This is a genomic window from Paenibacillus medicaginis (assembly GCF_042138635.1).
In the GTDB taxonomy this organism is placed as follows: domain Bacteria; phylum Bacillota; class Bacilli; order Paenibacillales; family Paenibacillaceae; genus Paenibacillus; species Paenibacillus medicaginis.
Genome location: NZ_JBHIRY010000024.1, coordinates 62,267 through 82,315, shown reverse-complemented (window position 1 = coordinate 82,315; position 20,049 = coordinate 62,267). Strand labels below are relative to the sequence as shown.

The window sequence follows — 20,049 nt, the reverse complement described above, 5'->3', positions numbered from 1 at the left end:
GTGCAGTGTCATACAGTGACATCAAACAGAGATGGCGGGCGGAAAAGCTCGGTCACATGGGTTCGTCGATATTTGCGGAGATTGCCGGGTGGAAGGAGGAAGCGCAGCGGACGGGAAAAGACGTCATTGATCTGAGCATCGGCAATCCGGACCGTGGACCGTCACAGGAGATTCGAACGGCGCTGAGTCAGGCGGTTCTCGCGGAGGACAGCTACGCTTATCCGGGTACAAGCGGCAGCCTCGCATTTCGCCGACAGGCAGCCGCCTGGATGGTGCATCGTTTTGGCGTAACGCTTGATCCGGAGGCGGAGGTGCTGTCGTTGATGGGCTCACAGGATGGGCTGGCCCACCTGGCGCAGGCGGTCTGTAATCCGGGAGATACGGCCATTGTCCCTGATCCGGGCTATCCGATTTATTTTGGCGCGCTCGCGATTGCCGGTGTAAAACCATGGCTGCTGCCCTTACGGCAGGAGAACGGTTTTATGCCTGACCTGGACGAAATTCCCGAGGAGGTGTGGGCGGAGGCGGCGTTCATCCTGCTTAATTTCCCGGGCAATCCCATTGCCGTTCAGGCGGATTATGCCTTTTTCGAAAAGCTGATTGCTTTGGCCAAGAAGTGGAACGTGCTCGTCGTTCATGATCTGGCTTATTCGGAAATGGGCTTTGATGACTACCGTCCCATCAGCATTTTACAGATTCCCGGCGCGCTGGATACGGCTGTCGAGTTTCATTCCTTCTCCAAAAGCTTCAATATGGCCGGCTGCCGTATCGGCTTTCTGGCCGGTAACCGTGAGGCTGTCGCCGCACTGCGTGAGCTGAAAGGGAACATTGATTATGGTGTATTCCAGCCGGTGCAGACGGCGGCCATTGCTGCGCTTGAGCAGGCGATGCAGCGTCCTGCGGAGGACAGAGGCGTAGCGCCTCTGTATGAACGGCGCCGCGACGTGTTGGTTGAAGCCCTTGCGGCCCAGGACTGGGATATCCCGAAGCCGAAGGCGACCATGTTCCTTTGGGCTCCGCTTCCGGGTCGCTTCAGCACGGGACCCGAGGTGTGGGATTCCCGCCGCTTTGCACGCGAGCTGCTGCTTTCGACCGGGGTTGCTATCGTTCCAGGCAGTGCATTCGGTGTCCAGGGAGAGGGCTTCGTCCGTATTGCTCTGGTGCAGGAAGAAGAGACTCTGCTGGAAGCTGCGCGCCGGATCGGCGCATTTTTAAAGGAATAGAGGCCGAAAAAAAGCATATATGGGAAATGATGGGAAATAAAGGAGTGCGGGAATAACAAGAGAGGTGAAAGAGGGGAGCTCAGCGTTTGGCTGAAGCTCCCCTTCGTCCGTTATTTTAATGATGCTTCTCTTGTTTTTATCAGGTCCGGAAGCGTTAATGTGTTATTGGCGTTCATAAATGTTTTAATTTCACGGGTTGAGTTTTGCTCTGTAAGCAGCTTTCCGAATGTCATGGCATATACCCACTTGGGCTGCTTTGCAAGCACTCCAGCGCTCGGCAGCTCTCCGTTCTCCCCGATGGCGATCGGTTTTCCGCCGGACAGCGCCAGCAGGCCCTGGTAGTAGGAATCACGGAAGTCATTATCGTAAATATCGGCGGCGAGAATATCCACTTTGGAAAGCCCCGGGAATACCGCAGCGTACGGGGCCGAATTTGGATTCGGCGCGTTCGCATTCCACACCCATATCAGATTGTTCAAATGATGGACATTAACGAACCGGTCATACATGATAGCCCAAAGCTGCTCGAAGTTGTCCTTCTTTCCCCACCAGAACCAGTCTCCGTTCATTTCATGATAGGGCCGCCACAGGACTGGGACATTGGCGTTCCGCAGCTTTTTCAAATAGACAGCCACATCATCCAGATCAGTGATTAATTGATTATATTCCTGCGTTCCAGGGGTGACATACTTGTCAAATTGCTCCTGAGTGAGCTTGGCTTGCACGGTCTTCCACGTTTGTGCCGTGCCGGGAAGAGGCTGGTGGAACGTCATAGCGACAATGCCGCCCTTCCGGTCCCATTGAATCGCGGAGGAGATAACGTTATTTCGCTGTTTGGCTGCTGCCTCCGCGCTCTGGTTGGAGATCGCCCCCAGCTCATAGCCATGCAGTCCGGCATAGCTGCCGCTGATCGTTTTCAGTTTATTGTTCAGCTCGTCCGGGCTTTCCAGATAGTCATGCTGGCCGGTAATCAGCTTTTTGCCTGAAATGCTTGAAAGATAGGAAAGCAGGCTGCGGGCCTCCTGCGAGGCATTGGTGTTTACAGGCTGGGCCGCTGCGTTGGCAGGTAACGAATGCTGTGATTCCGCAAATAAAAAAACATATAAAAGGCAGATTACTGCTGCTTTCAAAATCAACTTGCCCTTTCGTCGCTTTTTCACATCCATCTTCCTTTCTTCAAGTAAGAAGTAGGTGGCTTTCTCAACGATATGTACAAAAAACTTCACACTGATGAAATCCTTAAAGTGCGAGTTCAAAAAGTCAGGTTTTCAGCACCGAGAAGGTTGGATGAAGGTAGGGACTGAGGAGCGGAGCGTACTAGGGGTACGTGAGCACCGGAAGTCCCGGCTGAATTCAAGATTCGATGTCGAGTCCGCTTCCTGACTTCCTTCGTGATCAAAAGATGACTTTTTGAACAACCTCTTAAAGTGCGAACTATTGTTCTCATTCATACTTCTGTTATATAATGTTGTACGGTTTGATCATTATAAACGGTTCTGCCCGTTGTGGGAAAGGATGCTGTACAACATCATGATGGGAAGAGCTCATTTAATCATCGGTACCGGAGTTTCGCTATCCGTGCTTGCGCTGAACGGATATGACATTACGTTTTCGGCGGCGGCTGTTGCTGCAGTCAGCGCGCTGCTTCCGGATATCGATGAACCGAATTCGCTGCTGCTGACCAGAACGCTTTCCGGACGGATGCTCCGGGTCATACAGCTGCTGATGGTCGCAGCCGCGGGCTGGGTGTTTTTTACGGAGGCTGCGCCTGCTCCATGGAATCTGATTCTGGCCGTGCTCATCGTGGCTGCCTCGTTTATGCCTTCGCGTTTGATGCGCAAGGTGATCATCTTCGTGCTCGGGGCTGGTGTTGCGTGGTATGGCACGACTTATGCGCCCTGGAACTACATCGCAGGCATTCTGCTGATGATCTGCACGATCGTGCCGCATCGGGGGCTGACACACACAGTTTATGCCATTGCGGCCTGGACGGGACTTTTGTTTGGCACGACACAGCAGTATGGAGCCAGCATTTGGCTTGCGGGAGGAATTGCATATACGATGCATTTGCTTCTGGATTCGCTGACGAACAACGGGATCCGCCCGCTGCCCCCACTGCCCTGGAAGCTGCGCTTCAAGCTGATGAGCACCGGGACGAGAAAAGGAGCAAGGGTGGAGATGGTGGGCATCGTTCTGACGCTCCTGCTGGCCATCTACGCTTTTGTTCAATCGGCCATCTGACTATGGAAAAGAGCGAGTATCTGGTGGAAATCTGCCACAGATACTCGCTCTTTTAAATCCGAAACCGTTCATTCAGGAATTTTCGATAATCGTGTTCAAGGTTGTGCGGTCAAGGTTTTTTACCAAAGTTATGATCAATTCCTTGGCTGCATCATAATCATCCGTATGAATGATGGAAGAGGATGTGTGGATATAACGCCCGCAAATGCCGATGACGGTGGAAGGTACACCTTTTCCGCTGACATGCACCTGACCGGCATCCGTTCCTCCCGGAGAAATGAAATACTGGTACTTGATATTGTGGGTATCCGCCGTGTCTTTTACATATTCCAGCAGACCGCGGTGGGTGATCATCGTCGGATCGAACACGCGCAGCAGAGCGCCCTGGCCGAGATGACCGTACGCATTTTTGTCACCGGTCATATCATTGGCTGCGCTGCAGTCAAGGGCGAAGAAAATATCCGGCTGAATCAGATTGGCTGCTGTGCGCGCCCCGCGCAGTCCCACTTCCTCTTGTACGGTTGCGCCCGTAAAGAGGGTGTTCGGCAGCTTTTCTTTATGTATGGCTTCGAGCAGTTCAATTGCGAGCCCTACACCATAGCGGTTATCCCAGGCTTTGGCCATGATCTTCTTCGGATTCGCCAGTGGTGTGAACTCACAGACAGGTACGATTTGCAGGCCTGGCACGATGCCCAGCTTCTCCACGTCAGCCCGGCTGTCTGCGCCGATATCCAGGTACATTGCTTTCATTTCTACCGGCTTGCTGCGTGCTGCGTCGTCCAGCAGATGAGTCGGTGTCGAACCGACGACCCCAATGACCGGCCCGCCCGGTGCAATCACCTGCAGCCGCTGTGACAGCACGGCCTGGCTCCACCAGCCTCCTAAAGGCTGAAAGCGGATCATGCCGGTGTCGGTTATGCCGTTCACAATGAATCCCACTTCGTCAAAATGCCCTGCAACCATTATCTTTGGACCTTGCTCATTCCCACGGACAACCCCGAATAAACTTCCAAGATGATCCTGTACAAATTCATCTGTATATGCCGACATCCGCTCCTTAACCCAGGCGCGGAGCGCCCGTTCATGGCCGGGTGCAGCCGGGAACTCAGTTAATGTTTTGAATAACTCCAGCGTTTGCTGTTCCATGTTGTTTCACTCCTAAATTAACCAGTGGTCATATTGCTTCTTACATAAGTATGCCTTTATTATGCCGGAATGTCCAACGGCGTGCTTATCATTTTCCATTCATAAGGCTGGACAGGATCGTAAATAATGAAAAAGCATTACCGCACAAGCGCGGAATCCTTGCAGGGGGTGTAGATGATGGCAGCCAAATCCGGATCGGCAGGTGCTGGTGCAAAGACGGGCGGCCTGCGACAAAAGACTACCCCGTCCTTGAACATACAGGAGCAGGAGTACCAGAAAATTGCCAAAAAACATGAGCCTGCCCGCAAAATCGTCGGCAATTGTATCCGTGCCTTTGTTGTAGGGGGGCTGATTTGTGTTCTGGGACAGCTAATCCTGAAAGGCTTTATGAACGGATTTCATATGACGGCCAAAGAGGCGGGAAATCCGACCGTAGCCGTGCTCATACTCATTTCTGTTATTTTAACCAGTATGGGCGTTTATGATAAGTTTGCCCAATGGGCAGGTGCGGGAACCGCGGTTCCGGTTACAGGCTTTGCGAACTCCATGTGCTCGGCGGCTTTGGAGCATCGGTCTGAAGGGCTGGTGCTCGGCGTAGGTGCGAAAATGTTCAAGCTGGCCGGATCTGTTATCGTATTCGGGGCCGTGGCCGCTTTTATTGTAGGCATTATTTACGCGATTCTTGGTGTAGGAGGGAATCACCTATGAAGCGCCTGGGAGGACAATCGTGGAAGTTTGATTCCAGACCGCGCATCAAGGGCAGCGCAACGGTCGTCGGTCCGAAGGAGGGCGAAGGTCCATTAGGCTCAGACTTCAGCTATGTTTATGATAACCTTGAAATTGACGAAAACACATGGGAAAAGGGAGAGCGCCGCCTATTGGAGCGTGCCTCGTTCATGGCCCTGATCAACTCCAATTTGACCAAGGAGGATGTTCAGTTTTTCATTGCCGGCGACCTGATGAACCAGATTATCAGCGCCTCGTTTGCCGCCCGCAAGCTGGCCATTCCTTATTTGGGCGTTTTCGGCGCTTGCTCCACCTCCATGGAGAGCCTCGCGCTCGCTTCCCTGATTGTCGATTCAGGCGGGGCGGAATATGCTCTTGCTGGCACGGTAAGCCATAACTGTACCGTAGAGAAGCAATTCCGTTACCCTACAGAATATGGGGCGCAGAAGCCGCCAACGGCTCAGTATACGGTAACCGGTTCCGGGTGCGCCGTTGTGGCTCATGCGGAGCAAGGCGTGATCGTGGACTGTGCCACATTAGGCAGGATTGTGGATATGGGGATAAAGGATCCCTTCAATATGGGCGGGGCAATGGCGCCTGCGGCAGCAGATACGATTTTGTCGCATTTCAAGGACACAGGGCGGGGACCTGAGGATTACGACATGATTGTCACGGGGGACTTGGCTTCCGTCGGACTCCCGATTCTCAAGGAGCTGCTTCAAAAGCAGGGTGTTGACCCGGATAAAACCGATATGAACGACTGTGGACTGATGATCTACGACAGGGAGAAGCAGGCAGACGTATTCGCGGGCGGCAGCGGCTGCGGATGCTCTGCGGTCGTCACTTACGGACATTTGCTCAAAAAGCTCGAAAAGAGAGAGCTTAACCGCATACTTGTCGTAGCAACGGGTGCGTTGTTGTCCCCTTTGTCTTATCAGCAGGGAGACAGCATTCCGTGCATCGCGCATGCGGTTGCGCTTGAAGCGGGAGGATGAAATAAATGGAATATATATGGGCGTTTCTGGTAGGCGGAGCGATTTGTCTGCTCGGCCAAATCATGATGGACGGCTTCAGGATGACACCGGCTCATACGATGTCCACCCTTGTCGTGCTTGGAGCGGTTGCCGATGCCGTAGGTATTTATGATCCTTTAATTAAATTTGCGGGCGCAGGTGCGACCGTTCCGATTACCAGCTTTGGCAACCAACTTGTTCATGGCGCGCTGACGGAGCTTGAGCAGGAAGGCTGGATCGGTGTGATTACAGGCATTTTCAGTCTGACCAGTGCGGGGATTTCGTCAGCCATCATTTTTTCCTTTCTGGCGGCTCTGGTTGTACGTCCGAAAGGATAAACGGTGATTTGCCGCCTAAGCACTCCATTGCTGCAATGGGGTGTTTTGGTGCGTTTTCGCGCAGGTATTGGAGAAAGATGACGAGTCTGCCGACGAAGCAAAGTGTACTCAGCGACCTCCATCATGTACAATAATAGAAACATGCTTGCTATTCATTTAGGAGGTTTGCAATTTTATGCCGGTTCGCCAACAATCCTTTCAGATTATTTCCTCGATTCAGGCCAACCTTGAATCCTGCATCCTGGGAAAATCCTTTGAGATACAATTATTAATGACTGCATTGCTCGCAGGGGGACATGTTCTGATCGAGGATGTGCCGGGCACAGGCAAAACGCAAATGATCAAAGCCCTGGCCAAATCGATGCGTGGAGATTACCGCCGCATCCAGTGCAATCCCGATATCCTGCCGAGCGATATTACCGGTGTATCGATTTTTCATCCACGTGATGAGCGCTTTTATTTCAGGCCGGGTCCGGTGATGACCAACATTTTGCTTGCGGACGAAATCAACCGCGCCACGACCAAGACGCAGTCCGCGCTGCTTGAAGTCATGGAGGAGCGCAATGTTACGGTTGACGGGGAAACACATGAGCTGCCCGTTCCGTTCATGTTATGCGCTACGCAGAATCCGATCGATTTTGAAGGCACTTATATGTTGCCGGAAGCCCAGCTCGACCGTTTTATGCTGAAAATCAGCCTCGGCTATCCTGACGCGGAGACCGAGAAAAATCTGCTGCTCAGACATCAGGAAGGCCAGCCCGTAGACCGTTTGCAGCCTGTTGCCCATATGGATCAGATTGCAGGGATACAGAAAGAAATCCGCAATGTGCATATCAGCGATGCCGTGACCACTTATCTGCTTGATATTGTCCGCGCCACCCGCGAAAATTCCGCTGTGCTGCTTGGCGCCAGCCCCCGTGCTGCGCTTTCGTTTGTAATGGCTGTCAAAGCTCTTGCTTTTCTGCATGAGCGTGATTATGTGCTTCCTGATGATGTGAAGAGACTGGCTCCTTATGTGCTTGCACACCGTCTGCTGCTTCGTCCTGAGGCACGGATGGAAAATTCCAATGCTGCGGGTGTTGTGCATGCCATACTGCGCCAGGTCAACGTTCCGGTTCAGCTGGAGCGGGGATAAGCGATGAGCTCCGACCGAATGATGCGAAAAAAGAGCGGAAGATCCGGCAGGATTTGGCTGTTTGGCGGTGTATGGCTGGCATGTCTGCTGTATGTGCTGTTTCAGGGCGGAAAAACCTCTTTTATGCTGCTCTCCATGGTAACACTGTTGGGCGTTTACCTGTGGATCGGAGGCAGGAGCGGGGTTAGCCGCGCCAAAGGGGAGAGGTATTTATCCAGCGGAGCAGAATATAGTGAGACACTGCATGCAGGTGATCAGATCCATGTCAGGCTGCACCTGTCCATTCCGGGATTCCTGCCGCTCCCTTATGTCATTGTCAGAGAGGTGCTCAGGCGCCATACGGGTGAGTCCTGGTCTTTTGAAGAGAGCATTATCCCCAGTATCAAGGGGAACGGGCAGCTCTCCTTTCAGACAACACCGCTGGAGAGAGGACGTTACTATTTTGCGGATACGGAGATCATCACTGAAGATATTTTCGGATTAATGGAAAACAAGGGTCTGGTGAAAGCCCCGGGGGAATTCCGAGTTCTGCCCCGTGTCGTATTTATTCCGTACTGGCAGTTGAATAACCGCAAAACAAGGCTGGCCGGCCCCGATTCTGTCCTGACCCGGACGCGGCGGGAGACGACCCAGATCAATGGTGTGCGCGATTATGTATATGGCGACCGGCTTTCCCGCATTCACTGGAATGCCACCGCCAAAACCGGGAGCTGGAAGTCCAAGGAATTCGAGCATGAGACGGTTCCGAAAACGATGCTTGTACTGGATCACCTGTCTGCCCATTACAAATCCGGCGACCAGTTCGAACTGGCAGTATCAACCACGGCTTCCCTGCTGGAGTTCGGCGGAAGAGAACGCATGGGGATCGGACTGTGTACAGCCGGACAACGGGGGAAGGTGATTCAACCGAGCGAGAACGGGATGGAGCGGCAAAAGATGCTGCATCATCTGGTCGATCTTGACCTTGATCCCGCAGGGGATATGATGGGTAGCCTGGAGAGTACGATCCGGCTGTTCCCGCAAGGCTCCTTTTTTGTGCTGGTAAGTCCGCTGGCCGATGAACGGGCATTGGAAATCTTCCGCTGGGCTGATGCAAAGGGCATGATTCCATGCCATGTGCATATTGGCGGATCCGGACGAAAGGGAGAACAGGACCAATGGATGGAAGCTGTGCGCAAGAGAGGAATTTATGCGTACAGTATGTCTTCCCTGCAGGAGCTACCGACTGTGATGGGAGGAGGTATGTAAATGAAAAAATGGCTGAATTCCCTGATCTCGTCCTGGTATCATGCCTTCACTTTATTATGGATTATTTTGATTGCCGTGCAATGGCTGTCATTTACTTCAACCCTCTGGTTTACGGAAACGAATGCGCTTGTGCTGGCCACGCTGGTTGCGCTGGCCGTGATCGAAATTGCGCTACCCGACAGGCCGGGATGGAAGCTGGCCGCGAAAGCGGCAGCAGTGCTTATTATCCTGTACAGGACGCTCAGCTCCTATTCCATTATTTCAAATTCAGGTTCACCTGGTAACCGGATCGGGGAGTTTATCGACCATCTCACGCCGTACATCTGGTTTGCACTGATCGCCTGGCTGATCATGGAGCTGATTCCGCTTGTGGTGATCACCAGGCAGCGCATCCTCGTTTTTCTCGGCATCAATATTATCGCCTTTGGCATTCTGGATTCCTTCACTCCATCCATTCTGTGGCAGGAAGTGGCGTGGACCGTATTTGCCGGGATGGGCTGGCTTGTCGCCAAGCATTTTCAGAGCTTCAGCCTGCGCTATCCGCAGGGCTGGAAGCATCTGCGGCGCTCGCCCTTCAAGATTGTGGCGAACATTGCCATCATCTTTTCGCTCGTCATCGTTGCAGGTGTTAATATGCCGGAGGTTCCCCCAACTATGACGGACCCCTATACGGCGTGGCGGAATTATAACGGTACGGCAACGGTTACGATGACCGGGGGAACCGGGGCGCTGAATCAGCAGATGAATACGGAATCCGGCTATAGCCGGCAGGATAACAGGCTTGGCGGAGGCTTTAATTTCGACTATTCGCCGGTGATGAACGTAATTACAAGCCAACGCAGCTACTGGCGCGGAGAAACCCGCAGAACATACACAGGCACCGGGTGGGTGGAGGATGCGGACCGGAGAAGCGATTTTGAGACCGTGCAGGCGAATGAAGAGCTGGACAATGAAGACCATCCGGCGATAGAGACGGAGCAGGTCGTGCAGACTGTCAACATGGCCAGTGAGGAATCCTATCCGGTGCTGTTCGGCGCTTATTCCATCAACCGTGTCCAATCGATTGATGGCAGCACGAATACCGACTGGCTCAGCTGGAAAGCGGAGCAGTCGGAGATGCACTGGAATTCAACGCGGAGAGGCAATCCTTTTCCACGGACCTATACGATCATCTCAGAGGTGCCGATCGTGCCTGAGGGCGAGCTCCGCAAGCAAACGTTCGATGATCTTTATTCAGGACGTCAAAGCCAAATCGAAGAATATTTGCAGATGTCGGATGATTTTCCGGAGCGGGTGACAGAGCTGGCGCGGCAAATCACGGCATCTGCGGATACGCCGTATGAAAAGGTAGGTCTGCTGCAGCAGTACCTGCAGCAAAACTATACCTATACAAATAACCCGGATATATCCCGCGCCCAGAGCGACGATTTCGTGGAAAGCTTCCTCTTTGATATTCGGGAAGGCTACTGTGATTACTATTCTACTTCGCTCGTTATGATGTCACGTTCACTCGGCATCCCTGCACGCTGGGTTAAAGGTTACGCGCCCGGACAGCAGGTCTTTCTGGACGATGCCCGGGAGGCGGCCAATGGAGAGAATATGACGGCATACGCGGTGTCCAATGCGGATGCCCATTCCTGGGCAGAGGTGTACTTCGGCGACTACGGCTGGATTCCGGTCGAAGCGACTCCGGGATTTGATATGCCGCTGCTGACACAGCAGGAGGATGCCGAGCCTGTGACTGCGCCTGAGGTTGAGGAAGAGCAGCCAGAGCAGCAGCAGGAGACCAGCCCAGCGGATACTAACGGCGAGCTGACCGTCAACGCAGGCATTGTGTGGGCTGCAGCAGCTGTACTAGTGTTATGGGCGGGGTATATGATATGGAGAAATCGCGTCGCACTGCACTTCTATATGCTCCAATTCCGCGCAGGCAGGCCGTTAACGCCAGGTGAGAAGGTGGTTGTCGAAACAGAGCGCTGGCTGCGCTACCTGCAGCGAAAAGGCTGGAGCCGGGGAAGCAGCGAAACGCTTCGTGAATCGGTAACGCGATGGGAACTGGAGAACCCCGAGCTTTCGCCGGTGCTGAGGCGGCTCCTGCCAATGTTCGAGAAGGCAAGATACAGTCCTTCCGCCGTTACAGAGGAGGACTGGCTTGTGATAAGAACGTATGCGGCAGAGCTGCGCACAGCCTTGAAAGCAACCCAAGCCCGTGTCCAGGCCGGGTCAGGTTAGTTTGAATGCCGTTCGCTGGCTGGCGGACGGCTTTTTACTAACTTCCAAGATTATGGTATAGTTTGCTTTAAGAAATAGAGGTGAACGAGTTTGTTTGAATTGTTTATGCCCAGGCTGCGGGTAAATACTGTATTTGATATTAACCTTAATGACCTGTATGCCAAGGGGTACAGGGGCATAATTACCGACCTGGACAATACGCTTGTTGGGGCCAAGGAGCCGAGCGCGACGCCCGAGCTTGTTGTCTGGTTTGAAAAGGTAAAGAAAGCCGGCTTCAAGCTTGTAATCGTGTCAAATAACAATATGAACAGGGTCTCCCTGTTCGCTACACCACTTGACATTGAGTTTATTCACGCTGCCCGCAAGCCGTCCAACACCCCTTTCCGCAAAGCGATGAACATCATGGGGCTCACCCCGGAGCAGACGATCGTCGTGGGGGATCAGATGATGACGGATGTGTTCGGAGGCAACCGTCTCGGGCTGCACACGGTGCTTGTGCTCCCGATTTCCTTGCACGATGAAGGCTGGACAACCCGCATCAACCGGGGGCTGGAGCGGATCGCCCTATCCCGGCTTCGCAGGAAAGGTATTTGGAATGAGGAGGAAAAGAAGAAATGACAGAAACAGCTGACGGCCTTCAAGCCGTCAAATGCAGCGGCTGCGGCATCCGGCTGCAGACAGCCCGGCCCGACCAACCGGGATATGTTCCCGACAAAGCGCTCGACAAAGAGCCGGTCATATGCCAGCGCTGCTTCCGTATTAAAAATTACAACGAATCGTCTTCCGTAACGGTCGATCAGGACGAATTCCTCGCCTTGCTCTCCCGTATCGGTGATAAAGACGCGCTCGTTATTCATATAGTCGATCTTTTCGACTTTGAGGGGAGCCTGATTTCGGGGCTCCAGCGTTTTGTGGGCAGTAATCCTGTTCTGCTCGCAGTCAACAAGACCGATCTGCTGCCAAAGGTAACGAACTGGAACAAAATCCGTAATTGGGTGCAGAAGCAGGCGAAGGAGCAGGGGCTGCGCACCACCGAAATCGTACTGTGCAGCGCCAAGAAGAATCAAGGCTTTGACCGCCTGCTGGAAGCAGTGGCCGAGCAGCGCGGCAACCGGGACGTCTATGTTGTCGGGGCGACCAATGTTGGCAAATCCACGCTTATTAACCGCTTGATCCGCGATTACAGCGATCTGGAGCAGGAGCTGACGACATCGCGTTATCCGGGAACGACGCTGGATATGGTCAACATTCCGCTGGATGACGGACATTTTATTACGGATACTCCGGGTATTGTGTATCCTTGGCGCTTCAGTGAAATCGTTTCACGGAAGGATCTGGCCGCCGTAATGCCTGACAAGCCGCTGAAGCCAGCCGCTTATCAGCTGGATTCCGGACAAACGCTGTTCTTTGGCGGCATGGCGCGTTTTGATTTTGTTGAAGGGGCCCATCAATCCTTTACCTGCTACATTAGCGGCGGATTGAAGATCCACCGTACCAAGCTGGAGAAGGCTAATGATTTGTACGCGAATCATGCGGGAGAGCTTCTTTCCCCTCCTTCAAAAGAGGATGCGGAAGCCATGCCTGAGTGGACAAGACATGAATTCCGGATTCCCAAGGGGGCCGAGTCGGATATTTATATATCCGGTCTGGGATGGATCAAGGTGAACGGGAACAGCGGAGCACTCGTTGCCGTGCACGCGCCGCGCGGTATCCGTGTATTGGTGCGCCCATCATTGATCTAGTCCGGCCGGTGTGCTGCATGGCGGTAGGAACTGCAGTTCCTGCCGCCGTTCATACTTTTGGGATGGAAGGGAAGTCGTAATAGAGATGGTGAGTACTGCAAACCATACAATAGACAAAGGCCCTGTGCTGCTGGGAGTCATTGGTGATCCGATTGCGCATTCCAAGTCTCCGGTCATGATGGCGGCTGCTTTTCGCGCAGCCGGTATTGAAGGAGAATACAGACGTATGCACGTCACACCCGACCAGTTAAAGCAGACGCTGCAGGATATCCGCGAGCAGGGCTTTCGCGGGATTAATGTTACGATCCCGCACAAGGTTGCAGTGATGGACTACCTGGACGAACTTGATGAAGCGGCGGCGAAAATCGGGGCCGTCAATACGATTGTGCATGCAAACGGCAAGCTGAAGGGATATAATACAGACGGAACCGGTTATGTCCGATCCCTGCGGGAAGAGGCCGTTCCCGAACTGGCGGGCAGGACGGTGATGCTGCTTGGCGCCGGGGGCGCGAGCAGAGGAATTGTGCATGCTTTGCTGCAGGAGTTGCCGCAGCGGGTAATGATCGTGAACCGTACGGAAGACAAGGCAAGGCAGCTTGCCGGTGAATTTAGCGCAAAGATTCCTGTAGAAGGATATTCCATGGAGCAGGCACAAAGGTATCTTCCCGGCGTGGATATTTTGATTAATACGACATCGGTCGGCATGCATCCCCGGACGGAAGATATGCCTCTGCCAGTGGAGCTTATCCCGGGAGGGATCGTGGTCAGCGATCTGATCTATAATCCGCTGGAAACCCGGCTGCTTCGTGAAAGTAGAGTACAGCGGGGCTGCATGGTGCATGGAGGCCTCGGAATGTTCGTATACCAGGGGGCGATTGCCTTCGAGCACTGGCTCGGATTCCGGCCGGACGTGCAGGTCATGCGGCAGGCTGTGCTGGATAGTCTGGCCTAGAGACCACACTTTGTCATCATAAATGAATATTAAGAAGGGCTGCGATACCGGTAGGGCATTGATCCGTTACCGGTTGCCCGTGAAGGAGTATATAATAAATGTTAACAGGCAAGCAGAAGCGGTATTTGCGCTCGCTGGCGCATCATCTGGATCCCGTTTTCCAGGTGGGGAAAAACGGAACGAATGATCATCTCATTCGCCATATTAATGATGCTATCGAGAAGCGCGAACTGATGAAGGTATCCATCCTCAACAACAATTTGGACGACAAGCACGAAATTGCCGAGGAATTGGCCGCCAAGACCGGCTCGGAGCTGGTACAGGTGATCGGCAGCACGATTATCCTTTACAAGGAATCCCGTGATAACAAGCAGATCGAGCTTCCATAATTACGTATCCGGGATAAAGGTGGAGCTATGAGAATCGGAATTATGGGCGGAACATTTGATCCTATCCATATCGGTCACATGCTTGCAGCCGAAGCCGCATATGATACTTACCGGCTGGACAGGGTGTGGTTCATGCCTTCCCACATCCCCCCGCATAAGCAGGGGGCGGGCGCTGCTGGCGGAGAGCGTCTGCAGATGGTGAAGGAAGCTGTGCAGGGCCACCCTGCATTTGAGGCCATTGACCATGAAATCCGCAGGGGAGGCGTGTCTTACACGTTTCAGACGATCAGAGAGCTGCAGGCGCTGCATTCCGGCGCAGAGTTCTATTTCATTATCGGCGCAGATATGGTCAATTATCTTCCGCATTGGGAGCATATTGAGGAGCTGGCGCAAAGGCTCGTATTTATCGGCGTAAGAAGGCCGGGCTACGAGCTTGCGCTTGATGAGCTGCCCTCTTTCCTGCATGACAGGGTGATGCTGGCCGATATGCCGGTGGTCGATATTTCCTCGACAGACATCAGGGAGCGCATCGCTGCGGGACATTCTGTCCGTTACATGGTGCCTGATCGGGTGTATGAATATATTACAAGGGGAAGCATGTATGAAATATAGCCGTGAGCAACTGATCGAGACCGTATCCGGCCAAATGCCGGAAAAACGCTGGAAGCATACGCTTGGCGTAATGCAAACTGCCGTAAAACTGGCGGAAAAGTATGGGGCCGATCCCGTCAAGGCGGATTTGGCCGCTATTTTGCATGATGTGGCCAAGTATTGGCCTGTTGAACAGATGAAGGCTGTCATTGAGGAAAGCAGTGAGAGCAACAAAGAGCTGCTGCAGCATGACAAGCAGCTGTGGCACTCGGAAGCAGGCTTTATCGCGGCCCGCAAAGACTATGGTGTCGAGGATGCGGAGGTACTGAATGCGATCCGCTGGCACACTTCGGGCAGAGAAGAGATGAGCCTGCTTGATAAAGTGGTGTGTCTGGCTGATTACATCGAACCCGGTCGAGATTTTCCCGGTGTGCATAAGATCCGCGAACTGGCCCAACATAGCCTTGAGGAGGCGCTGGTGGCCGGTTTTGATTCAACGATTTCCCTGCTGCTCACGCAGCGGAAAGTGATTTACCCGTTAACGGTATTATCGCGCAATGATTTGCTGCAACAATTAAAAATTCAATCCCATGGAGGTTTGTGAATGACAATAAAGCCAAATGAACTTTTACAGCTTGCGGTGAACACCGCCGATGACAAGAAAGCGATGAATATTGTGGCGCTTGACCTGCGCGGCATCTCACTTGTGGCTGACTATTTTATGATTTGCCACGGTAATTCGGATACTCAGGTACAGGCGATTGTCACCGCGATCCGCAAAGAGGTTATGGAGAAAGGCGGAATCGTGAAGGGCATCGAAGGTATGGATTCGGCGCGCTGGGTGCTGATGGATCTTGGGGATGTTATCGTGCACGTATTCCACCGCGATGAACGTGAGTATTACAATATTGAAAGACTCTGGTCTGACGCCAAAGTCGTGGAGACGGTATGAATTTAATTGCTGGAACAATGATTAACATAATGGTGGACCGCGAGGTGTCTCCTTATGGTTATTTTCTCAGTTATGGCGATCAGGACGTGCTGTTGCATTATACCGAACTGACGCGAAAAATCGAGGTAGGCGAGCGGCTGGACGTTTTTATTTTTTTTGATACAGAGGACCGGCTGGCCGCCACCATGAAGAAGCCTTATCTTACGCTGGGCGAAATGGCCAGGCTGGAGGTGGCGGATGTTCACCCCCGGCTGGGGTGCTTTCTCGAAATGGGGCTCGGGCGTCAGCTGCTGCTGCCCATCCGGGAGCTGCCGGAAAACAAGGACTTGCATCCCAGGGTTGGCGACCATGTTTTTGCCATTATGGAGCATGACAAGCAGGGCAGACTGCGCGCCAAGCTGGCGGGGGAGCAGGAGCTGTCGCCGCTGACCTTTCACGCGCCGCAGTCGTGGGTCAATACATGGGTTGAGGCGACGGTGTACAAGCCTTTGCAAATGGGCACCTTTGTGCTGGTAGACGGGGGTGTGCTCGGGTTTGGCGCGATTGGCATGATACATGCCTCGGAGCGCAGCCGCATGCTGCGTCTGGGTGAGACGGTCAAGGCGAGAGTTACGCATATCCGGGAAGATGGGCGTGTGAATCTGGCTATGGCTCCGCGCAAAGAAGTGGGACGTGTAGAGGATTCGGATCGTCTGCTTGAATTTCTGAAGGAGCGGCCGGGAGGCGGCATGCCATACTCTGACCAGACGCCTCCGGACATTATCAAGCAGCGCTTCGGGATCAGCAAGTCAGCGTTCAAGCGTGCCATCGGCAAGCTGATGAAAGACGGCCTGATTGTGCAAAAGGAGAACTGGACCTATCTGGCCGAGAAGATGCCAAAGGAGCAGAATAACAAGGATCCTCAGAAGCAGTAACAGCTCTGTGCAGGAAATGGAAAGTGCGGTGTGAACATGTCTTCTTACCGGAAGTTTGCTTATGTATACGATGAATTGATGGAGGATATGCCCTATCCAGAGTGGCTGCGTTTTGCTAGGAAAGCATGGGAGAAGCATGGCATGCCCCACAGTGTAACCGAGCTCGGCTGCGGTACGGGCGCCATCACGATTCCGCTTGTCAATTCTGGGTTCGAAGTGACCGGCATTGACCTCTCCTCCGATATGCTGGCTGTCGCCCGCAGCAAGATGGAAGCGACTTCCCAGGGCAGGAGACTGTTCAGAGAAGGCAGCGTGCGCTGGCTGCAGCAGGACATGCGGGACTGGAGGCTGCCGGAGCCGGTGGACACGGTCATTTCCTTTTGTGACTGCGTGAATTATTTGCTGGAGGAAGAGGATATCGTCCGTGTGTTCCGCAGTACCTATGAAGGCCTGAAACCTGGCGGGACGTTCCTGTTTGATGTGCATCACCCGAATACGTTCAGGCGTTATGATGAAGAACAGCCGTTTGTGCTTGACGAGCGTTCGATTTCTTACATCTGGACATGCGAGCTGGATGTGGAGCGCTGCGAAATTGAGCATCGGCTCAGCATATTCGCGCGGGCGGAGGCGGAAGGGCGCAATCTGTACGAGCGCTTCGAGGAAGTGCATGTGCAGCGGGCCTATGATTCGGAATGGATGAGAACAGAGCTAGTGAAAGCAGGCTTTCGCGAGGTGCGGATCTATGCCGATTTCGAATGGGTGGAAGCGGGGGATGACGCCTCGAGGCTGTTCTACGTTGCAGTAAAATAAAGTTGAACCAGGGGTGTCCTATGATGTAGGCGCCTCTTTTTTACGTTCTGAGAGGCTCCAAGAACGAAGCATTCCTACAATCGCTGTTGACCCTTCGGGCCAAAGGCGACCGCTCCGCTTTTTCGGAATTGCTTCGTCCTCTCCGCTGCTGCGTGCGTATCCCCGCTTACTGCAAAGAAAAATAACAAGAGCAAACAAGCTTCCCCTTTGTTAACTTTTGCGCCGTAAAAAGAAAAGAGGGCGCATCCCCCGTAGAGGGATTTATGAGGGATTCACTTCAAAACCTCACCAATGTTATAGTTCGTTATAAATGTATGGACCCACCGGACCTGATGGAGCTTATTGGTTATGAAATCCCCTGTTTTCCCTGCTAAACGGACACAGGAGATCTTATAATGTCTGTTGGGGCAGAAAATCACAAGAAAACATTGGATTAAGTGCACTGGGGTCCGCTGGAAGGTCGAAATAAGCTTGTTTTGCCAAAATAAGAGCAATGGTGTCCAGTTCTCAGGCAAGTAGTCGGCCAGCACCGTGCAGCATGGTGGATGAAGCGGGCTGGGAACAGTAAATGTAAAGACGCCGCTTAAGTGCTGAGACGGCGTCTTTAGTCATAGAGCTTTTACCAGCCTACGCGGATCAGCAGGCCCTTCGGGTCGCCGACCTCCAGGTAGGAGGCTTGTCCGTTGTAGTCATCATAGGCAAAACCGTAGGCCAGACGGTCTATGCTATGGTCATGCCAGAACTTGGAATAATAGTTGGCTGGCGCGGCCTGATAATAGGCCGCAATATTGTTCCAGTTCGCCGGATTTTCATAGACGTGGCGGTTAATGGCCGAGCATTTGGCGGAATCCTCCTGCAGTGCACCGTTGCAGAGCAGAATTTCCTGGGTGCTGTAGCCGGAATAACCGGCAAAATAGTTGGCATTGGCGCCACCGGAGGCGAATGAGCCATGAATCGGCGCTACAATCCGATAGGGAGCCTGTACATCGGCCAACGCTTTAAAAGGCTCCTGCACTTCATTCCGGTATTTCTGGAACAGCCCAGCCCGTGTCTCGGATTCCAGCTCACCCACGGTCCGGTCATAGGTGCCGGTGCGGTTGACCAGCCTGTGCTGGATCGGGAAGCCAAAGCCGTCCACACGTGTCGTGTTGCCATGATAGCCTGCATCGTCTACCGTGAACTCGATGAAATCAAAATAGATGTTCCGGTTGGGATCGGTCGGGTTGTTGATGTCCGGGCCCGCGAACCCGTCGTCATAGGTTTTAATGTAGCAGGGAGAGCCGACACAGATGAACATGCGGCCTGACGTGATTTTCGGCAAATTCACATACGAGCTGGAGAGTGTATTATAAATATTCGCATAATTGATTCCATTTTTGGTCAGATGGCCAGGGGCATCATTTAATGCTGTGGAGATCGGCTGCAGTTGGCCTGAGGCATCCAGGTAGCTCCAGCGCCCGTTTGCGGGGTTGATGCCAAGCACGCCCCAATAGATTTGCTGATCACTGTATGCGCCATTGGTTCCGTTCAGCAAACGGAAGGTTAGCTTCCCATTGCCGGTTGGGCCGGGGATGGACGATGCTGCAATGTCATAAATAGAATTGCCGCCGGAGGGATTCCCCGGATCGGTCGTTCCCCCTGAGGGAACCGTGTAGGTGAAGGATGAGGTATCGTATGCCGGAGTTCCATTGTTATAGGTGAAAAAATAAGTGATTACACTGCCTGCAGCTACATTGTTAATCGACTGGACATACCTTGAGGTGCTGCTGTCATAGCTCATTCTGAAATCTTGCTGCACACCCGAATTGACCTTGTAATGAACATCCACCCAGGTTGTGTTGACATTGGAATCGAACCAGATGGTTGCCGTCGTACCCGAAACCGACACGCCCTGGGTGTATTCGGCAGCATAGGCGCGATCACCGGATGAATAAGAAGCAAAACCAAGCAACAGCACGACAGCAGTGAAAGCAATGCAGTTCCAAAATTTACGCATTGGCCAATCCTCCTCATACTCTGATTTTCAAAGCTTGAGTCTGCACTGGTTGCACTACATTCTTTTTCAGCAAATTCCTGTGCGTCAATTCGCTGTTGTAGCACGATTATTTCAAATTTTGGAAGCGATTTCAACGGCAAAATACATCTCTCTGCAAAATAAACCGTTAAGCCTACGCCATTAGCCTCAGTCTGTCGAATAATCCCCGATAAACCAGGATATAATGGCCAGGGATTGGCCAGGGAGAGCCGGCATTGACATCTTGAGCTGTATTTCATATAATGGTGGCAATATTTGCGTTAAAAATCACTGATGAGGAACAGTAATTTTGTCTTGATCATGCAGAGAGCCGGCGGCGGGTGCAAGCCGGTTGACGAGCGGAATGAACTCACCTCGGAGAT

20 protein-coding genes and 1 other annotated feature (1 of these 21 running past the window's edge) are annotated in these 20,049 nt (G+C 53.0%); of the genes, 17 read left to right on the top strand and 3 right to left on the bottom strand.

Annotation, left to right across the window (positions count from 1 at the left end; genetic code table 11):
• Positions 1-56 precede the first annotated feature (56 nt).
• Positions 57-1,223 (top strand): aminotransferase class I/II-fold pyridoxal phosphate-dependent enzyme, encoded by a 1,167-nt coding sequence (locus ACE5LO_RS20610; RefSeq protein WP_375521882.1) that lies wholly within the window; start codon positions 57-59, stop codon positions 1,221-1,223.
• Between the two features lie 110 nt (positions 1,224-1,333).
• On the opposite strand, the gene ACE5LO_RS20605 is transcribed toward ACE5LO_RS20610, so the two are convergent.
• Positions 1,334-2,389, bottom strand: coding sequence for a glycosyl hydrolase (locus ACE5LO_RS20605; protein WP_375521881.1), 1,056 nt, complete (start codon positions 2,387-2,389; stop codon positions 1,334-1,336).
• Between the two features lie 364 nt (positions 2,390-2,753).
• On the opposite strand from ACE5LO_RS20605, the gene ACE5LO_RS20600 reads away from it, so the two are divergent.
• A complete protein-coding gene (locus ACE5LO_RS20600; protein WP_375521868.1) occupies positions 2,754-3,464 on the top strand; it encodes a metal-dependent hydrolase in 711 nt (236 codons plus the stop codon).
• A 72-nt stretch (positions 3,465-3,536) separates the two neighbouring features.
• Here ACE5LO_RS20600 and ACE5LO_RS20595 read toward each other — a convergent pair whose 3' ends face one another.
• Complete coding sequence (locus ACE5LO_RS20595; protein WP_375521867.1) at positions 3,537-4,610, bottom strand: M42 family metallopeptidase; 1,074 nt, start codon at positions 4,608-4,610, stop codon at positions 3,537-3,539.
• Positions 4,611-4,787: 177 nt separating this feature from the next.
• Between ACE5LO_RS20595 and spoVAC the strand changes: the two genes are divergently transcribed.
• From spoVAC to ACE5LO_RS20520, 15 genes are all read left to right on the top strand, one after another.
• Positions 4,788-5,318, top strand: a complete 531-nt coding sequence (gene spoVAC, locus ACE5LO_RS20590) for a stage V sporulation protein AC (RefSeq protein WP_375521880.1) — start codon at positions 4,788-4,790, stop codon at positions 5,316-5,318.
• Positions 5,315-6,331, top strand: a complete 1,017-nt coding sequence (gene spoVAD / locus ACE5LO_RS20585; protein ID WP_375521866.1) for a stage V sporulation protein AD — start codon at positions 5,315-5,317, stop codon at positions 6,329-6,331. Before spoVAC ends, spoVAD begins: the two co-directional genes overlap by 4 nt.
• Positions 6,332-6,336: 5 nt before the next feature.
• Positions 6,337-6,687: a stage V sporulation protein AE gene (spoVAE, locus tag ACE5LO_RS20580; RefSeq protein ID WP_375521865.1), complete on the top strand. Its 351-nt coding sequence runs from the start codon at positions 6,337-6,339 to the stop codon at positions 6,685-6,687.
• Between the two features lie 175 nt (positions 6,688-6,862).
• On the top strand, positions 6,863-7,822 hold the full coding sequence (locus tag ACE5LO_RS20575; RefSeq protein WP_375521864.1) for an AAA family ATPase: 960 nt from the start codon (positions 6,863-6,865) through the stop codon (positions 7,820-7,822).
• 3 nt (positions 7,823-7,825) lie between these two features.
• On the top strand, positions 7,826-9,070 hold the full coding sequence (locus ACE5LO_RS20570) for a DUF58 domain-containing protein (RefSeq protein WP_375521863.1): 1,245 nt from the start codon (positions 7,826-7,828) through the stop codon (positions 9,068-9,070).
• The gene (locus ACE5LO_RS20565) at positions 9,071-11,302 is read left to right on the top strand and encodes a DUF4129 domain-containing transglutaminase family protein (protein ID WP_375521862.1); all 2,232 of its coding nucleotides are present in this window, start codon (positions 9,071-9,073) and stop codon (positions 11,300-11,302) included.
• A gap of 90 nt (positions 11,303-11,392) precedes the next feature.
• Entirely contained in the window at positions 11,393-11,920 is a 528-nt protein-coding gene (locus ACE5LO_RS20560) for a YqeG family HAD IIIA-type phosphatase (RefSeq protein ID WP_375521861.1), read from the top strand.
• Positions 11,917-13,044: a ribosome biogenesis GTPase YqeH gene (gene yqeH / locus ACE5LO_RS20555; RefSeq protein ID WP_375521860.1), complete on the top strand. Its 1,128-nt coding sequence runs from the start codon at positions 11,917-11,919 to the stop codon at positions 13,042-13,044. The genes ACE5LO_RS20560 and yqeH overlap by 4 nt, the downstream gene beginning before the upstream one ends.
• Positions 13,045-13,129: 85 nt before the next feature.
• Positions 13,130-13,996 carry a shikimate dehydrogenase gene (gene aroE, locus ACE5LO_RS20550; protein WP_375521859.1) on the top strand — a complete coding sequence of 289 codons (867 nt, stop codon included), beginning with the start codon at positions 13,130-13,132 and terminating at the stop codon, positions 13,994-13,996.
• Between the two features lie 98 nt (positions 13,997-14,094).
• On the top strand, positions 14,095-14,385 hold the full coding sequence (yhbY, locus tag ACE5LO_RS20545) for a ribosome assembly RNA-binding protein YhbY (RefSeq protein ID WP_375353676.1): 291 nt from the start codon (positions 14,095-14,097) through the stop codon (positions 14,383-14,385).
• Positions 14,386-14,412: 27 nt separating this feature from the next.
• The gene (gene nadD / locus ACE5LO_RS20540) at positions 14,413-14,997 is read left to right on the top strand and encodes a nicotinate-nucleotide adenylyltransferase (RefSeq protein WP_375521858.1); all 585 of its coding nucleotides are present in this window, start codon (positions 14,413-14,415) and stop codon (positions 14,995-14,997) included.
• On the top strand, positions 14,987-15,580 hold the full coding sequence (gene yqeK / locus ACE5LO_RS20535) for a bis(5'-nucleosyl)-tetraphosphatase (symmetrical) YqeK (protein WP_375521857.1): 594 nt from the start codon (positions 14,987-14,989) through the stop codon (positions 15,578-15,580). The genes nadD and yqeK overlap by 11 nt, the downstream gene beginning before the upstream one ends.
• A complete protein-coding gene (rsfS, locus tag ACE5LO_RS20530) occupies positions 15,581-15,928 on the top strand; it encodes a ribosome silencing factor (RefSeq protein ID WP_375521856.1) in 348 nt (115 codons plus the stop codon). It abuts the gene before it with no gap.
• Positions 15,925-16,842, top strand: coding sequence for a CvfB family protein (locus ACE5LO_RS20525; protein WP_375521855.1), 918 nt, complete (start codon positions 15,925-15,927; stop codon positions 16,840-16,842). The genes rsfS and ACE5LO_RS20525 overlap by 4 nt, the downstream gene beginning before the upstream one ends.
• Before the next feature lie 36 nt (positions 16,843-16,878).
• Positions 16,879-17,652 (top strand): class I SAM-dependent DNA methyltransferase, encoded by a 774-nt coding sequence (locus ACE5LO_RS20520; protein ID WP_375521879.1) that lies wholly within the window; start codon positions 16,879-16,881, stop codon positions 17,650-17,652.
• 619 nt (positions 17,653-18,271) lie between these two features.
• On the opposite strand, the gene ACE5LO_RS20515 is transcribed toward ACE5LO_RS20520, so the two are convergent.
• Complete coding sequence (locus tag ACE5LO_RS20515; RefSeq protein ID WP_375521854.1) at positions 18,272-19,648, bottom strand: glycoside hydrolase family 64 protein; 1,377 nt, start codon at positions 19,646-19,648, stop codon at positions 18,272-18,274.
• A gap of 300 nt (positions 19,649-19,948) precedes the next feature.
• Positions 19,949-20,049 (top strand) — a binding site (T-box leader); it runs 155 nt beyond the window's last position.

Coding starts and splice junctions, on each gene's coding strand:
- rsfS (WP_375521856.1), top strand. CDS start 15,581: ATGACAATAAAGCCAAATGAACTTTTACAGCTTGCGGTGAACACCGCC.
- ACE5LO_RS20525 (WP_375521855.1), top strand. CDS start 15,925: ATGAATTTAATTGCTGGAACAATGATTAACATAATGGTGGACCGCGAG.
- ACE5LO_RS20610 (WP_375521882.1), top strand. CDS start 57: ATGGGTTCGTCGATATTTGCGGAGATTGCCGGGTGGAAGGAGGAAGCG.
- ACE5LO_RS20565 (WP_375521862.1), top strand. CDS start 9,071: ATGAAAAAATGGCTGAATTCCCTGATCTCGTCCTGGTATCATGCCTTC.
- spoVAD (WP_375521866.1), top strand. CDS start 5,315: ATGAAGCGCCTGGGAGGACAATCGTGGAAGTTTGATTCCAGACCGCGC.
- spoVAC (WP_375521880.1), top strand. CDS start 4,788: ATGGCAGCCAAATCCGGATCGGCAGGTGCTGGTGCAAAGACGGGCGGC.
- spoVAE (WP_375521865.1), top strand. CDS start 6,337: ATGGAATATATATGGGCGTTTCTGGTAGGCGGAGCGATTTGTCTGCTC.
- nadD (WP_375521858.1), top strand. CDS start 14,413: ATGAGAATCGGAATTATGGGCGGAACATTTGATCCTATCCATATCGGT.
- yqeH (WP_375521860.1), top strand. CDS start 11,917: ATGACAGAAACAGCTGACGGCCTTCAAGCCGTCAAATGCAGCGGCTGC.
- yqeK (WP_375521857.1), top strand. CDS start 14,987: ATGAAATATAGCCGTGAGCAACTGATCGAGACCGTATCCGGCCAAATG.
- ACE5LO_RS20520 (WP_375521879.1), top strand. CDS start 16,879: ATGTCTTCTTACCGGAAGTTTGCTTATGTATACGATGAATTGATGGAG.
- ACE5LO_RS20575 (WP_375521864.1), top strand. CDS start 6,863: ATGCCGGTTCGCCAACAATCCTTTCAGATTATTTCCTCGATTCAGGCC.
- ACE5LO_RS20515 (WP_375521854.1), bottom strand. CDS start 19,648: ATGCGTAAATTTTGGAACTGCATTGCTTTCACTGCTGTCGTGCTGTTG.
- ACE5LO_RS20605 (WP_375521881.1), bottom strand. CDS start 2,389: ATGGATGTGAAAAAGCGACGAAAGGGCAAGTTGATTTTGAAAGCAGCA.
- ACE5LO_RS20595 (WP_375521867.1), bottom strand. CDS start 4,610: ATGGAACAGCAAACGCTGGAGTTATTCAAAACATTAACTGAGTTCCCG.
- ACE5LO_RS20600 (WP_375521868.1), top strand. CDS start 2,754: ATGATGGGAAGAGCTCATTTAATCATCGGTACCGGAGTTTCGCTATCC.
- aroE (WP_375521859.1), top strand. CDS start 13,130: ATGGTGAGTACTGCAAACCATACAATAGACAAAGGCCCTGTGCTGCTG.
- yhbY (WP_375353676.1), top strand. CDS start 14,095: ATGTTAACAGGCAAGCAGAAGCGGTATTTGCGCTCGCTGGCGCATCAT.
- ACE5LO_RS20570 (WP_375521863.1), top strand. CDS start 7,826: ATGAGCTCCGACCGAATGATGCGAAAAAAGAGCGGAAGATCCGGCAGG.